The 15,608-nt window shown below is 51.6% G+C and carries 14 protein-coding genes; 11 read left to right on the top strand and 3 right to left on the bottom strand.

Annotated elements, in window-relative coordinates:
* Positions 1–18: 18 nt before the first annotated feature.
* A complete protein-coding gene (locus PCH05_RS19380; protein WP_127604888.1) occupies positions 19–255 on the bottom strand; it encodes a hypothetical protein in 237 nt (78 codons plus the stop codon).
* Between the two features lie 216 nt (positions 256–471).
* Between PCH05_RS19380 and PCH05_RS27940 the strand changes: the two genes are divergently transcribed.
* Entirely contained in the window at positions 472–597 is a 126-nt protein-coding gene (locus tag PCH05_RS27940; protein ID WP_281278781.1) for a hypothetical protein, read from the top strand.
* A 391-nt stretch (positions 598–988) separates the two neighbouring features.
* Positions 989–1,405: a hypothetical protein gene (locus PCH05_RS19375; protein ID WP_127604886.1), complete on the top strand. Its 417-nt coding sequence runs from the start codon at positions 989–991 to the stop codon at positions 1,403–1,405.
* 333 nt (positions 1,406–1,738) lie between these two features.
* Here PCH05_RS19375 and PCH05_RS19370 read toward each other — a convergent pair whose 3' ends face one another.
* Positions 1,739–2,413: a M50 family metallopeptidase gene (locus PCH05_RS19370; RefSeq protein ID WP_246049759.1), complete on the bottom strand. Its 675-nt coding sequence runs from the start codon at positions 2,411–2,413 to the stop codon at positions 1,739–1,741.
* A gap of 410 nt (positions 2,414–2,823) precedes the next feature.
* Here PCH05_RS19370 and PCH05_RS19365 point away from each other — a divergent pair, with 410 nt between their 5' ends.
* Positions 2,824–4,518: a DUF4127 family protein gene (locus PCH05_RS19365; RefSeq protein ID WP_127604882.1), complete on the top strand. Its 1,695-nt coding sequence runs from the start codon at positions 2,824–2,826 to the stop codon at positions 4,516–4,518.
* A gap of 82 nt (positions 4,519–4,600) precedes the next feature.
* Here PCH05_RS19365 and PCH05_RS19360 read toward each other — a convergent pair whose 3' ends face one another.
* Positions 4,601–5,158 (bottom strand): DUF6609 family protein, encoded by a 558-nt coding sequence (locus PCH05_RS19360; protein ID WP_127604879.1) that lies wholly within the window; start codon positions 5,156–5,158, stop codon positions 4,601–4,603.
* Between the two features lie 275 nt (positions 5,159–5,433).
* On the opposite strand from PCH05_RS19360, the gene PCH05_RS19355 reads away from it, so the two are divergent.
* From PCH05_RS19355 to PCH05_RS19320, 8 genes are all read left to right on the top strand, one after another.
* Positions 5,434–5,961 (top strand): RNA polymerase sigma factor, encoded by a 528-nt coding sequence (locus PCH05_RS19355; RefSeq protein WP_127604877.1) that lies wholly within the window; start codon positions 5,434–5,436, stop codon positions 5,959–5,961.
* Positions 5,958–7,199 carry a DUF4179 domain-containing protein gene (locus PCH05_RS19350; RefSeq protein WP_127604875.1) on the top strand — a complete coding sequence of 414 codons (1,242 nt, stop codon included), beginning with the start codon at positions 5,958–5,960 and terminating at the stop codon, positions 7,197–7,199. The genes PCH05_RS19355 and PCH05_RS19350 overlap by 4 nt, the downstream gene beginning before the upstream one ends.
* A 363-nt stretch (positions 7,200–7,562) precedes the next feature.
* Positions 7,563–9,197 carry a methionine--tRNA ligase gene (gene metG, locus PCH05_RS19345; protein ID WP_127604873.1) on the top strand — a complete coding sequence of 545 codons (1,635 nt, stop codon included), beginning with the start codon at positions 7,563–7,565 and terminating at the stop codon, positions 9,195–9,197.
* Between the two features lie 145 nt (positions 9,198–9,342).
* On the top strand, positions 9,343–9,984 hold the full coding sequence (locus PCH05_RS19340; RefSeq protein WP_127604871.1) for a TetR/AcrR family transcriptional regulator: 642 nt from the start codon (positions 9,343–9,345) through the stop codon (positions 9,982–9,984).
* A gap of 47 nt (positions 9,985–10,031) precedes the next feature.
* Positions 10,032–11,525, top strand: coding sequence for a DHA2 family efflux MFS transporter permease subunit (locus PCH05_RS19335; protein ID WP_127604869.1), 1,494 nt, complete (start codon positions 10,032–10,034; stop codon positions 11,523–11,525).
* 264 nt (positions 11,526–11,789) lie between these two features.
* Positions 11,790–12,959, top strand: a complete 1,170-nt coding sequence (locus PCH05_RS19330; protein WP_164766718.1) for a GGDEF domain-containing protein — start codon at positions 11,790–11,792, stop codon at positions 12,957–12,959.
* Positions 12,960–13,074: 115 nt separating this feature from the next.
* Positions 13,075–14,382, top strand: a complete 1,308-nt coding sequence (locus PCH05_RS19325; RefSeq protein ID WP_127604865.1) for a hemolysin family protein — start codon at positions 13,075–13,077, stop codon at positions 14,380–14,382.
* Positions 14,383–14,385: 3 nt separating this feature from the next.
* The gene (locus PCH05_RS19320) at positions 14,386–15,543 is read left to right on the top strand and encodes an AI-2E family transporter (protein WP_127604863.1); all 1,158 of its coding nucleotides are present in this window, start codon (positions 14,386–14,388) and stop codon (positions 15,541–15,543) included.
* Positions 15,544–15,608 lie beyond the last annotated feature (65 nt).

Raw genomic sequence — 15,608 nt, 5'->3', positions numbered from 1 at the left:
AAAGCTTGTTTGCCGATTTCATGCTGCGAAAGTTGAGTTAGTAAATCTATATTGAAAGAAATGTTTTCGAAAACTTTCTTCAAGTGCTTGTCTATTTTCAAAATTTCCTTTTAATGATAAAACTAAATATTTCTTGTTTTTGTCTGTTGTAAAATAGTTTTGAATTATTTTATTCTTGAATAAAACTTGGTTTTTTTTACTATATTCAAGAAAAATACTAAGTTCCTCCTCCGATAAATGCGTGTGCTTTTTCATATTTCCATCTCCTAACTTCTTTAATTTTCATGATGCTTGGAAATATTAAATATTCCAATTAAGTAAATCATAACATAAAATACAAACATATGTTCTGATTTTTTTGGATTATATTACTGCGCGTCTTTACTATAGATGACCAAATCGACAAGCCCGGAATGAACCTGCGAACAGCAGAGCGTAGGAGAATTAAATGAATACGGCAGTCAATTATCTATGACAAAATCGAAAGCCTCCTTGCGATTGATTCTGATGCTGACACGTTTTAATACCGAGAATTTCCTGCATGGATACATAGAGGGTTTCACGATCTACAATTACGACCGGCGTGTCGCTGTGTGAGGCTACGGAGCCTGACTGTTCTATTTAGCACAAAACAATTCTTCAACCATAAGCAAAATAAAAGCCTCTCGGTAACTTGAAGTGCATCCCTTAGAATAGACATTGGAAAAACCCCTTGGTTTAACAGATGAAATTGGGCATTTTATCAAAAGTTTAAGACGTATTCTGAGAAATTCAAGATGGAGGTAATCCGTTTGCACGTAGAAGAAAAATGGACTTATCGGCAAATCAACGACCATTTTGGAATCCAAGGCAAGGGTCGGATGGAGCGTTTGAATGCGAAAATACCGTGAACTGGATTAATGAGGAAGGCGGAAGGATTATCTAGGTCAGGAGCGATATGGTCAGCAATTGAAACGGGAGATGGGATGCTAAAAAACTAAAAAAGTGTTTGGATGCAGGAGAGAAAGAACAGTGCTTCAAGCTTATCGAACAAGCAGCGAACATCGGCCAAGTAGCCGAACACTGCCACCTCCTTGGCGTCTTAAGAAGTGGCTATTACGCGTATTTGAAGCGGAAGAAGAATGACAGAGATGCCAAGGTTAAACAACTCATTCGCACCGTGTATAAAACGTTACAAAGAAAAGTACCGCTACTGGCAATAACGATGATTGTGGCCTGCCAACTTAACGAACGTAACGACAATGAACTGGTTCTCCAGAAGTTCGCCAAAGCATTGGTTAAGCAAAAAGACATGACTGGGTTGGTTGTTCACAGCGACCAAGGGTTCCAGTACACGTCTCATGCTTACCACGACATGCTGCGGTTGGCGCTCAAATCAGCATGTCTCGCCGGAGCAATTGCCTAGACAACGCTCCATGGAGAGCTTCTTCTCGCATCTCAAAACGGAAGGACTCTATACTTAGGATATACAAAGCATGAATGACCGAGGAATAGCAGTATTTAAACAATCCGAAAGACTTTACTTAAACGAACCATGCCTATCCCTCGAACTTGCGTTATCTTATCTTTGAAAGCAAACGTACGATCAATTCTGGCGACACTTTCGTTATTGGGACTTACAGGCAGGGCACAGAAAACCTTCGACTTGGGTAAAAAGGGTTCTGTTGATCCTTCAGCATTAAGGCAGAAAAGAACGGCCGTCTGCGTAACATACGCTTCAAGACGCCTAATTAAGACTTCAGATCCGCGGAGGATTATCGCCCCCGCCAAACCCCCGCTTGAACAGCAGCGATGTGGACAGCTTCGCGCACCATAAGGAAACCGCGCCAAAGACCAGGCACCAGACGATGGCCGGCACATGCGTTGCCCGGCTCAGATTGGCTGCGTCACCGGCTGACCCCGGATCGTAGAAGGATATGCCCAAGATCACGAACGGGCTGATGACCGACTCGACCAGACAGATAAAAGCGACAAGCATATAATAGCCGTTTCGCAGCCAGGAGGGAGCCATAAAGGCAACCAGGGCGCTCAATACGGCGAACCCGATGCACCAGAGGATGCCGTAGCCGTTGCGTACGAACAGCGCGGCGGCAATGGCGGCTAGTACCATGACGATGATCAGTCCGGCACGCTCTTTCCTTTGGGCGTAGAGCACAAACAGCAGCAGCGCAAACAAAGCGGAGCCGATATAACCGGCAAGCGAGATCGGAATCGCCATCCAGTTCTCTGCATAGGAAGACAGCGTGACGCCGCTCTGGTTGCTGTACAGATGGATCACCCGGACGTTGCCCGACAAGACAAGCGTAACCAGCGCATGCGACAGCTCATGGACAAGGGTATCGACATTCCGGAAAAAGGAGGAAAAAGGCAGAAAGCGAGTCAGGATGCTGGTCAGCAGCACCACCAGGATCATTTTTAACCAAGCTTGAATGGTGTTCCCCTCATTTCTGTTCGTTGTGATATCTAGTGTATATTGTATAACGTGAAGGAACGGGATGGAATAAAAAGGATTATAGAACGGATTTCGGCTCCACCATGTTACTAAATCCAAACTACGGAAGGAACATAAAAATAAGAACATAAGTTCCTATTTTTATATTGCGTAGTGTTACGCTATATGATACCATGATGTTGTGAAGGAAAACTTTACTAATCATGAGTGAATTCTTCGCATGAAGCGGTGAATAAAGCCGGATATCCGGAAATCCGGTCCATCGTTTCCTTGAAATCGGCGGCCGATAGACCCAGTTGCAATCATATGGTTGAATGACCCGTAATTGTTCTGCAACACATTCCATCCGTAAATCAAAGGAGCGATTGATTATGAAAAAAGTTCTGTATGTGCCATTGGATGACCGCCCGGTGAATCTGGACGATGTCATCATGCAGGGGAGGGCAACCGGAATTCATGTGATTACCCCGGATGCGGAAGATGTGAAGAATCGCCTGGATACGAAAGCGGAAGCCGACGGCTCCGTGCTCGAGAACACGTATGCGCCGGTCTTCGGCAATACGGCGAATATCCGCCGGTTCATCCAGGATCATGCTTCGCAGGTGGACGGATTTATCATTTCGACCGATATGCTCGCCTACGGCGGATTGATCGGGAGCCGGCGCTTCCGGACGAATGGCGGCGGGGCTTATCCCGGCTACGATCCGGTTGTCACCGGACCGTTGGACGTCATTCGGGAGATTAAAAGGACTTGTCCGCATAAGCCCGTATATGCGCTGGACACCGTGATGCGTCTCGCGACAACGGTATTTGTTGAAGGGCTGACCCAGGCTGCGTATGACGAGGCACGCGCTTTTGCGCAGCAGCCGCGGCTTGCCGCTTCGAATTTGGAAGACATTATCGCCGGATACGACATCAAGCCGGACGGAACGCATTTCGGGACGCCGGTTCATTTCGATAAGGAGCTGTATTATAACGCCCGCAGCCATAAGTTCAAAACCAATTACTATATTCTCGACCAGCTGCTGCAAAAGGGGTACATCGATTTTCTGGCGATCGGCGTCGACGACTCCTATACGCAGGGCGTGCAGGCCAACGAGATTGCTTTTCTCGAAGGGATGGTGAATGACCGGCTCGGCGGAACCGGCGGCCAGAATCCGGACCGCGTCATCATCCTTCCCGATGCGGACGGACTGGGGTATTCCCTGATGGGACGCATGGCCAGCGAGCTTCACCGCTGCGGTTCGAAGCCCAGATACAGCGTCAAATACTTCGGACTCGACGGCTCTACGATCGTGAATCCGTACGAATACATGAGCGTGCATGACAACATCCGCTACCATGTGGATATGATTGGCGGCCGCTTCGTGGCATCCGGACCGTATGACATGGAGATCGTCGCGATTACAAGCGCAAGCCAGGCGCAGGACGCGGTGAGTCATATCGAATCAAATGAGCAGCGGAAAATGCCAAGCATCGCCATCGATTTTGTGGGCGGCGGGGCAGCGGATGAGGCGGTCACGCAAGCGCTTCTGAACAGCCAATCCACGGGGGCACTCCTTGGTTACAGCGGCTGGAATACCGCCGGCAACAAAATCGGACTAGCTTTGGGCATGGCCCAATCCCGCTATGCCTTGTTGGTTACGGAACACCGTCCGCCGTTCCTGGAAACGGCTGCGATCGGCCACGGCTCGCTGCTGTTCAAGCGTTTCCTGAAGGATTACTACTATAAAAAACTGACGATTGCCGAAGTTCGCACGTATTCGAGAGCGCATGCCCTGTATACGAACGTACCTTATGCGGATCAGAACATGCGCCTGTTCAACACGCCGGAGGATTATGAGGTGCTGGTTCAGCTGCTGCGGGACCGGATGCAGACCCAAACGGGGACACTCGCGGCGAAAAATGCCTTTCTCCCGGGCAAAGCCCGTCTCATCCGCCAGATCAAACGATCCGGTTGGACATATGCGGGGTATGGCGGAGCGGAGCTCGACTACGAGAATCCGGATTTTATCTGGAATCGTGCGTTTGAAATTACGCTGATGCCCCATGTGATCTTGCGCTAAAACCAATGAAACACAAACAGAGCAGCCCTGGAAGACTTCCGGTGAGCTGCTCTGTTTATCGGTTCCCTGTTCCACATACATATTAATTTGCTGCCTGTGCCACCTGCTGCCTCTCAGCCGAAGCCGGTTTGCCGAAGAGAAGCAGATAGATGCCGAAGACCAGCTTGATACCGATATCGATGTAAGCAATCAGATGGAAACTAACGCTGCCGTCCAGCATGCCGTACAACGCGTCCGCAATGAGCAGAATCGCCATAACGATCATCGACGGACCATGCACCCAGGCCATGGGAATAAAATGAATGCCAATGGCAAGGAACGCACCGAGCCAGATCAGGCGGTAATTTTCATCTCCGAAATGCGGTCCGCCGATCCATACCATGAGCACGAACATCAGAATGATGGAAAAGATGAGCATCCGATTTTGCAGAACGGCGGGTTTGCCGTAGGACAGCCTGCGGTTCACCGTTTTGTTGGCCAGAATGCCGAAAATGCCGATGACATATCCGAAAGAAAAGACCGGCATCCAAATCAGCTGCTTTCCACCCGCCATCAGGCCGGCGAAGATCACTATGGCCACCCAAATCAACCAAACCCCGCAGACCCTCTTGTTCAAAAACTCCAGTTTTTTAGTGAGCATATGTACGTTATTTGCCCTCCTTTGTTCAGATAGCAGCTTGGGTATGCCTTCTAATATTATGACTTGTATTATATCTCATGAATTCCATATTTATGAAGTGTGAATTTTTCGCTAGGATAAGTAGATTAGACCCGCGGGATGTATCATGCATCATTTGTAACCTTTTGGGGTCACTCAGGTATCTAACCAGTATAAGGCGAAAACAAAGCAGCTGCTGCCTGCCGCAAGCTTCATATGAAAAACGGGCGAAGGCCCTGCTGAAAGGAGAAACGGTCTTGGACCTGCAATCGGACGTAAAAAAAGCTCAGCAAGGGGATCGTAAAGCCTTTGTCGCTGCCATGAGACAGGTTGAAGAGGATATGTATGGCATGGCCCGTTCCATCCTGCGCAGTCATGAAGACTGTGCCGATGCGATCCAGGAAGCGATGCTGATTGCTTATAAATCTCTGCCATCGCTGCGGGAAACGGCTTTTTTTAAAACCTGGCTGTTTCGGATTTTAATCAATGAATGCAACCGGATACTTAAAAAGCATGCCCGCACGCTGCCCATCGATTCGTCAATCGCGGAGCCTTCCGTGAACGGGGGCTATGACAAAATCGAATTGAGGGAAGCCGTCGAGCATTTGGATGAATCGATGCGGACGGTGATATCCCTGCATTATTTCCGGGACATGCCGATCAAGGAGATTTCCAGCTTGCTTGAACTCTCGGAGGGTGCCGTAAAGACGCGCTTGCACCGGGCCCGAAAGGCTTTAATCGAAGCCCTTCAGTATAAAGGCGACAGGAAGGTGGAATTTCAATGAGCAGGATAAACCTGGACACGGAAATTCAGTGGGAAAAAGAAAGAATCGAAGAAGGCGGTGTGGGAATGCCTGCCTTGATTCGCAGCCGATTGGACGACTTCTATGCGCAAGTCGAAGAGGGAAGCATCCCGGTTCGTTCGGATCAATTTCTCCCTCGGCATGGCATGAGCATCAAGCAGGGAGCTATCGTTGCCGCTGCAGCCGCAGTTTTCATCGGCGTCACGATTGTAGCCAGCGCATTTGTTTCGCCGGGGATGGCCGAAGCGCTCAAGCAGGTTCCGTTCATGGGCAGCGTGTTTAAGCTGGCAGGCGATTTGGGGCTGCAGACGGCCGATGAGAAGGGATTGGTCGCAACCCTGAATAGCAGCGATGTGCATAATGGAGTGAAGCTGCGTATAACCCAGGCGGTATATGATGGGACACGGCTTGCCTTAGCCCTTGAGCGTGAAGGTGCGGATGGACAAACGCCTCCGCTGCATTCCGTGAACGTGAATGATCAAAAGCCAGGGGAGGGTGATCTCCTGAAGAGCCTGGATGTGGTAATCAACGGGAAATCGGCCTTGGCCAGTCAAGCGCAGGGGACCTCCATCCTTACATGGGGCCCCGGTAAAGACGAGCAGTCCGTCATCGTTCAGTATGCAGGATCGCTTATAGACGAAGCACAATCGAAGCCGGGCCCGTTGCAAATCAGGGTGGAAGCGAGTTTGAACGGGATGGAGGACACGTTCAAGCTAAACTCGGTGGTTAAAAAAACGGCGGAAGCTCCAACCGTTCTGACTCCGGGGATCGAAAAAACTGACGGATTTGTCAGGTTTAGCGTGGATCGGATTGAAATGACCCCGGTCACCATGATTATGGCTACGACGCTCACTCAGTCAGCCTCAACCGAGGACTTACCGGCCAGATTCAGAAGCGGAACCCTTGTTACGGATCAAGCTACCGGGAAGCCCAAGTCCCGGGTTTACCTTCGTCCGATATACTATGATGTGGCGGATGACCAAGGAAATACCGTAAATCTGGTCAGCGGATCCGGACAGACCGGCTCCACTACGATACCGGCGCGGATGCAGGTGTTGTTCACACCCTTTACAGGGACGCCGAAGGCGATTACGATTAAGCCTTATTACCTGAAAACGGATGCAGACGGCAAGCCTGAATTGGATTCAGATGGCAATTGGCATAAGGATTATGTGCCGGAGCTGGAAATGGTTATCCCTGTGCCAGCTCAAGCTCATTGACTCCAGTAGTATATCTATGTATAATTTCCAATAAATTCAAAACGAAAAAAGCGATGAAAAGAAGAGTACCGCGGCGACGCCTTTGAACAGAGAGCTCCGGCAGCTGAAAAGGAGCAAAGGAAAACCCCCGGGAACATGGTCTTGGAGCTGCGCACCGAATCCGTTCCGACGGACGTAGGCCGCGCCGGAAACCCGCACCCGTTACCGTGCTAAGGTATAACCGCGGTTCGCCGGCGGCGTACCTGATGAGGTGCGTGCCGCAAGGCATGGATGAATTTGGGTGGTAACACGTGAGCTTAGGCGCTCCCGTCCCTTGGGGACGGGGGCTTTTTTGCGTTCACATGAACAAAGGAGGAATGGACAATGGCTCATATTTTTATCGGCGGGGCATGGCCCTATGCCAACGGTTCACTGCATCTCGGGAGGCTCGCGAGCCTGCTGCCCGGGGATGTGCTTGCGCGTTATTTCCGCGCCAAAGGTGATGAGGTGCTGTATGTCTCGGGCAGCGACTGCCATGGAACGCCTGTGGCAGTCCAAGCCGAGCAGGAAGGCGTGAGCCCGGGCGAATTTGCGGGACGGTATCACGAGGAATTCAACGAATGTTTTGCGAGGCTCGGATTCAGCTATGATGCGTATACCCGCACGGATCAGCCGGATCATCATGAGACGGTACAGGCGTTGTTCTTGAAGCTGCTGGAGCAGGGATGCTTATATCCGAAGACCGTACAGCAAACTTACTGCGAAACGGATCAGCGGTTTTTGCCGGACCGGTACGTGGAAGGGATATGCCCGGTATGCGGGGAGCGGGCGCGGGGAGACCAATGCGATTACTGCTCTACGCTGCTCGATCCCTCGGACTTGAAAGAACCCGTCTGTAAGCTGTGCGGTTCAACGCCGGTCGAGCGGGCGACGGAACACTATTACCTGGCATTGTCCAAGTTCCAGGAAGCTCTGTCCGATTATGCCGGTGGGGCCGAGGGCTGGAGAGATAATGCCGTGAAGCTGACGAGGCGCTATCTGAACGAAGGGCTTCAGGATCGGGCGGCAACCCGGGATTTGACATGGGGAGTCGACGTTCCGCTGCCCGGCTTTGAAGAGAAGAAAATTTACGTCTGGATCGAGGCCGTCAGCGGTTATCTCTCGGCCAGCAAACAGTGGGCCGCCCGGACAGGCGGGAGCTGGGAATCTTTCTGGCTTCAGGACAAAGGGGATATCATCGCTTATTACGTGCACGGAAAGGATAACATTCCTTTTCATACGCTGATCTGGCCGGCGATCCTGCTTAGCGCACAGGGGCTGCATCTGCCCGACCGGATCATATCCTGCGAATATTTGACGCTCGAAGGCCGGAAGTTCTCGACCAGCCGGAACTGGGCCGTGTGGGTGCCCGACCTGCTGGCCAGGTATCAGCCGGATTCAATCCGTTATTTTCTGATTGCGAACGGACCGGAGAGCCGTGATGCGGACTTTTCCTGGAGAGAGTTTATTTACAGCCATAATGGCGAGCTGCTTGGGGCCTTCGGCAATTTCGTGCAGCGGACGCTGGCGTTCATCAACAAGTCCTTTGACGGAAAGGTGCCTCCTGGGAAGCTCCCGGGCCAATGGAGTGACAATATCAGCACGCTCTATCAAAGCTCTGGAAGCCTGATCGAAGCCGGGCATTTCAAGGAAGCCATCGAGGACATCTTCGCATTCATCCGCCGGGCTAACAAATATTTCGATGAAGAAAAACCATGGCAGCAGCTCAAGGAAAGCCATGAAGCCTGCGGACTTACTCTGCATAACTGCGTGCAGATCATCGCGAATCTGGGCAGCCTGCTGGAGCCGTTCCTTCCATTCGCCTGCGCGAAAATACGGAGCTTCTTATCGCTGCCGGATCCGTCCTGGAGGACTGCGGCCGTTCCGGCCGGAACGAAGATTCGTGATGTGGAGCTGCTGTTCGAGCGGATCGATGTCGCGCGGATCGCTGAAGAGACGCAGCGGCTTCAGAATGGCTAAACAAGCCATTTGAAAATTGCATGTAAATTTTCAATAAAGTCCTGCTTTTTTTCGTAAAAAATCTTGACAATGAAGCCTGCCGCCGTTAAATTAAACGATGTATTAAACAGTGTTTAACTTGGGATGCAGAACTCGGGAAAGGAGGATGGAATCCGATTTGAAAGAAGACAGCTCGGAACATACGACAGGAACGGATACGAAAATAGACATATTAAACGCTACCGTCGAGCTGATCCGTGAGGAGGGAGTCGCTTGCGCGACGCTCCGCAGGATTGCGGAGAAGGCGGATACCAATTTGGCGCTCGTGAATTATCATTTCGGCTCCAAGGATAAGCTGATTTCCAAAGCGATCGGCAAACTTGTGGGCACCTTTGATGATGCGTTTGCCGTGCTGGAGGAGGAAGCTCTGGAACCGCTGGAGCGTTTGAAGCAGTTTTTTTACCGCTATCTCTCCCATCTGCAGCAGTATCCCGGACTTGCCAAGGAAATGATGGATCAGAGCCGTTTGATCCTCTGCTCGCAGCATGAATATGCACGCTACAGCCAGGTCATGAAGACCGAGAAGCTGGTCCGAACGCTGCAAGAGATTACCCGCGAAACCGACGAAGCCGTGCTCAGCGGCATGATGGTGCAGCTTTATGGAGCGGTATTTTACCCGGTCATTATGAACTCCTATATGAGTATGGCCGGAGATGAGCCTGCTCCGGATATTCATCTGCCGGAGCTGGAGCAACAAATCGAAATGCTGTTCAGCCTTTATTTTCACAAATACACCCAGAAGCCTTAAGACATCTCAGGCGATGATATATACACTATATATGAGTGGAGAAACCTATGTCTAAACCATTGGCGGGACATCCCGCCCAGGAAGAAGCGCCGTTCTCGCTGAAGGCCATTCTTCCGCCGCTTTTGGCGATTATTGTCGGCATGATTATGGTTATTTTGGATGGAACCGTGGTGAACGTGGCAGTACCGAAGCTGGTGGATTTCTTTCACAGCGATCTGAAAACGATCCAGTGGTCGATCACCGGTTATTCCCTCGCCCTTTCGGCCGTCATTCCGCTGGCGGGCTGGATGACGGACCGCTTCGGCGCTAAGCAGGTGTTTGTCACTACCGTCGTATTGTTCGTCCTCGGCTCGGCGCTGTGCTCGATTGCGCAGAACTCGACCCAGCTCATTATTTACCGCGTGATTCAAGGACTCGGGGGAGGCATGGTCGCACCGCTCGGGATGGCGATGGTGTTCAAGCTGGCACCGCCGGACCGCCGCGGCGCAATCATGGGGATGCTAGGCGTTCCGATGCTGCTTGCGCCTGCGCTGGGTCCGGTGCTTTCGGGGTGGCTGGTCGAATATGCCAACTGGCGCTGGATTTTTCTGATTAACGTGCCGGTCGGGATCGTCGCCGTTATTCTCGGGATTGCTTATCTGCCTAAGGCAGACCGGAACGCTCCGAAGCAGCTGGATGTGCTCGGCATTATTTTGGCACCGATTGCTTTTGCCATGCTGGCTTACGGCGTCAATGAAGGGGGGAGCGTCTCCTGGACCTCGAAGGGGGCTGAGCTTGGCCTTATCGTAGGCGGAGCCGCCTTGATCCTGTTCATATTCGTGGAGCTCATTCACAAAAATCCGCTGCTCGAGCTGCGGGTGTTCCGCTCTTCGGATTTCACGCGCGGCATTATTCTGACCTGGATCATGCAGGCTTCCTTGTTTGGCTGCATGCTCTTCATTCCGCTGTACCTGCAGAATATTCGCCAGTTCACGCCGCTTGAAACCGGACTGATCCTGCTTCCGCAGGCGCTGTGCTCCGGGCTTGCGATGCCGATCGGCGGCAAGTTCTTCGACAAGTATGGCGCACGTCCGATTTCATTTGTCGGTCTGGTGATCATTGCGGTGATGCTGTTCATGCTCAGCCGGATTGATGCAAGCACGTCGCTTTACTACATTATGCCGGTTCTCGGGGCGATTGGCTTCGGCATGGGCTTATCGATGATGCCGCTGAACACGCATGTGCTGAACGCGGCCCCGCGCCAGTGGGTAAACCGCGTGACGCCGCTGACGACCGCGCTGCAGCAGGTGGTCGTGTCCTTCGCCATTGCAGGCATGACCGGATACCTCACCAGCCGCGTGACGCATCATATGACACAAGCCGGCCAAAGCGCCAACCCGCTGACCGCTTCGGTGAAAAGCTTCGATGATGTGTTTATTTTGTCGGCCAGTCTGGCCGTCGTCGGCGTTGCCCTCTGCCTGATCCTCCGCAAACCGAAGGAGATGGTGGTGGGAGCCGGAGAGGAAGGCAAGCCGGATCCATCGCTCATGATTGGCCATTAAAACCAGAGTGACAGGCGATCCAGCCCGGAGCTGCTCATTGAAGCGGCCTCCGGGCTTTTTCAACGTTAAATCATTCATGTATCCTCCTGATGTTCAACCTGCCGCCACGTTCTTCCGAGAGGGCACGGACGGGATGGTAAAACGGAAAGGTTCGACATTTTTTCGGAAAATATGACCTGTAATTTTTTGTAATCTGATATAATCATCTCTAATAATGATCATGAAGAAGATGGTGATAAGGGAAGCATGATATTGACGTTTGATATGAAAACCGCTTTTTTTTCGGTTGTGCTCGGGCATCTTTTCACCGTCGTCCTGATCAGTGCATACCGCTATGGGCATGAAAGGGACAAGCTGATCAACGTGTTTTACGTTTCCAAATGGCTGGAGGTCATCGGCTGGGGGCTGGTGATTTTTCGCGGGTCCGTGCCCGAATATATCTCGCTGGGCGTTGTGAATTCGCTTCTGTTTGCGGGGAGCGCCGTGGAAACGATCGCTCTATCCATGGTGCAGCATGCCTATAACCGTAAAGTGAGGCGCAATTATATCGGCTTCACGATCTTCAGCATCGTCGGATTCAACCTTTTGATCCTTCTGGGGGTGCAGGAGGGGACTCGCATCGCCTTTGCCTCTCTTTGCACGGGCATGTTTCTCGTCTATCCGGTATACCGGATGATTGCGCGGGGCTCCGCTTCCAAATTAAAAAGGCTGATGGGCTATCTCTACGGCATCGTCGCGCTCGGGCTGTTCGGCCGTGCGGTCATGTCGCTGTTTACGGAGCAGCCCATGGGTTTCTTTACGCCGAGCGTGTATCAGGCGCTTTCTTTTTTGTCTCTGTACTTGATCATGATCCTGGAAAATACGGGGTTTATCCTGCTGTACAAGGAGCAGGCGGATGAGCGCCTGATCCGGATGGCCACTTACGATGATTTGACCGGAACGCTGAACCGCAGAACCTTTATCGAACAGGCCGAGCACCAGCTGGTCCAGCTTTCGAGAAGCAGGTCCGCCGTCTCTTTCCTATTATTTGATATCGATCACTATAAAAATATCAATGATACCTACGGGCATATCGTCGGCGATCGGGTGCTGACGGGTATGTCTGCGCTGATTCAGGAAAAGCTGAAGGACATAGGTCTTTTCGGTAGGTTCGGGGGCGATGAATTCGCTGTTTTGCTGCCGGGCATGGATGAGAAGCGCTCGGGCGAGACAGCGGAATTGCTGCGGTCTGCGGTGGAGGCGATGCGGATTCCGTCCATTCCGGTAAGCGTCACGGTCAGCATGGGCGTTGTCACGCTGGACAAAGGGTTCGAGCCTGGCGTGAACAAGCTCTACAAGTGGGGCGACCAGGCGCTTTACGAGGCGAAGCGGAGCGGGAGAAACTGCGCTGTGCACTTCCGGTTTCCGGAAGAGCAGCAGAGGGTTATTGAATAGGGATAACATTTTTTTCGGAATTTTCCGGCAGAGCTGAAACCTAAGCCTCTGAAGTATCGTATTAGCATGTTAGTAACCATTCCTTATTTTAAAATCCGAAGGAGAAGATGCATCAATGGAAAGTGACAGGTATATTTTAAATCTGGTTCTCGTCGTTCTTTTAATAGGTTTGTCTGCCTTTTTCGTGGCGGTCGAGTTTGCCGTGATTCGTGTCCGCGCGAGCCGCGTGGATCAGCTGATGGCTGAAGGACGCAAGGGTGCGGGCGCGGTGAAGAAGGTGCTGGAGAATTTGGACGGATATTTGTCCGCCTGCCAGCTCGGCATTACGATTACATCACTCATATTGGGTTTCCTCGGGGAACCGACTGTAGAGAAAATTCTTCATCCTTTGTTTGAAAAGTGGAATTTTTCGGAAGGCTTGAGTTCGATTCTGTCTCTGATAATCGCCTTCGTTGTGATTACCTATCTGCATGTGGTGATCGGGGAATTGGCGCCGAAGACCGTGGCCATCCGCAAGGCGGAAACGATCGCCCTCTGGTTCTCGCCTCCGATTATCTGGTTTAACCGGATTATGTATCCCTTCATCTGGCTGCTGAACGGTTCGGCGAATCAGCTGGTCCGCTTGTTCGGCATCAAGCCGGCATCGGAGCATGAGGAAGCCCATTCCGAGGAAGAGCTGCAAATTATTTTGAGCGAAAGCCATGAAAGCGGAAAAATTAACGACAATGAATTCGGGTACGTGAGCCGGATTTTTGCGTTTGACAATATGCTCGCCAAGGAGATCATGGTTCCGCGCACCGATATGATCTGTCTCGATAAAAACAAGCCGCGGGAAGAAAACGTCGAAATTATCAAAGAGCAGCAGTATACCCGGTTTCCGCTGATTGACGGCAGCAAGGACAACGTGGTCGGCATCATTAACACGAAGCAGTTTTTCCTGGCCTACGAGGATGATCCGAATGTCGATGTGTCGACCTTGATCCATCCGGTGATGGCGGTTTCGGAAGTGACTCCGGTCAACGTGCTGCTGCAGCGGATGCAGAGCGAGGGCACGCATATGGCGCTCTTGATCGACGAATACGGCGGCACGGCCGGCATCGTGACCATTGAGGACATCATCGAGGAGATCGTTGGTGAAATCCGCGACGAATTCGATGCGGATGAAGAGGAAGAGATTAAGGAACTCGCGCCCGATCATCTTGTTGTCGACGGCATGGTATCCGTCTCTGAAATCAACGATTATTTCAATCTGGATATCGATACGAAGGAATGGGATACCATCGGAGGCTGGCTGTACAGCCAGCAAAACGAAATGGAGGAGAAGGAGTCCTTCATGCAGGACGGGGTAACGTTCATTCTTCTGGAAAGGGATCATAACCGTTTCTGCAAGCTGGAAATTATCAAGAAACGAAACGAGGAATAAAGAATGGACAATTCTTCCGTGAACTGGGCGAGCCGCTTCAAACGGTTTTTCCTAAATAACCGCTTTGTATTGTTTCTGCTGGTTCTGCTCTTGATTGGCCTCAACATTATGGTGCTCAGCAAAATATCATTTATCTTCCATCCGGTCATCGTGCTGTTGAAAACAGTCGTGCTGCCAATCATTCTCACGGGAATCGTGTATTATCTCCTGAATCCGATCGTCGATTTTCTGGAAAAGCACAAGGTCGGACGCATTCAGTCCATATTGATGCTGTACGTGTTAATCATCGGCATCGTTGCCGTGCTGCTCACGCTTGTCATTCCGGTGGTGCGGGAGCAGATTATGGATCTGGTCAGCAACTTTCCCGCCTACAGCGAGATGGTCAGGGAACAGTTTGAGCATCTGATGGGCAGCAAGCTGGTCAATCAATTCCAGGAGTCCATCAGCTTTGATCCGCAGGAAGTCGTGAAGACGATCTCCCAGCGCGCATCCACCTTCCTGAACAAAACCTGGACGGGCATCGGCGGCTTCGTCGGCAACCTGATCGAGGTGGTGCTGTCAATCGTGACCGTTCCGTTCATCCTCTTCTATCTCCTGAAGGACGGCAAGAAGCTACCGGGTTTTATTCTCGGCTTCGTGCCGACGAGGCTGCGCGGAGAAACGCACCGGGTTATGAGGGAAATGAACCATCAGATCAGCTCCTATATCCGCGGACAGATTATCGTCAGCTTCTGTATCGGAGCCCTGCTGTTCGTCGGCTATATCATTATCGGCCTGAAGTATTCCCTGATTCTGGCCGTTATCGCGGCCTTCACCAGCGTCGTGCCTTACTTGGGACCGGCAATCGCCATCACGCCCGCTTTAATCGTGGCGCTGGTGACCTCCCCGATCATGCTGCTGAAAATGGTCATCGTCTGGACCGTCGTGCAGCTGATCGAGGGGAAATTCATTTCGCCGCAGGTGATGGGCAAAACGCTGAAAATACATCCGATTACGATCATTTTCGTCATCTTGACGAGCGGCAATCTGTTCGGCATCGTCGGCATTTTGCTGGCGGTTCCAGGCTACGCCGTACTGAAGGTCGTGGTCTCCCATATCTACAATTGGTTTAAAGTGCGTTCGCGCTTGTATGAAAAGGAGCCGGCGAGACCGGAAGCATAAAGAATGATGGGCCAAGGCCGCGGGGAAACCCGCGGTCTTTTTCGGCATTCAAGAAGCGATACAAT

The sequence above is a fragment of the Paenibacillus chibensis genome, assembly GCF_004001045.1.
In the GTDB taxonomy this organism is placed as follows: domain Bacteria; phylum Bacillota; class Bacilli; order Paenibacillales; family Paenibacillaceae; genus Paenibacillus_AQ; species Paenibacillus_AQ chibensis.
This window is presented reverse-complemented; position numbering and strand designations above follow the sequence as displayed.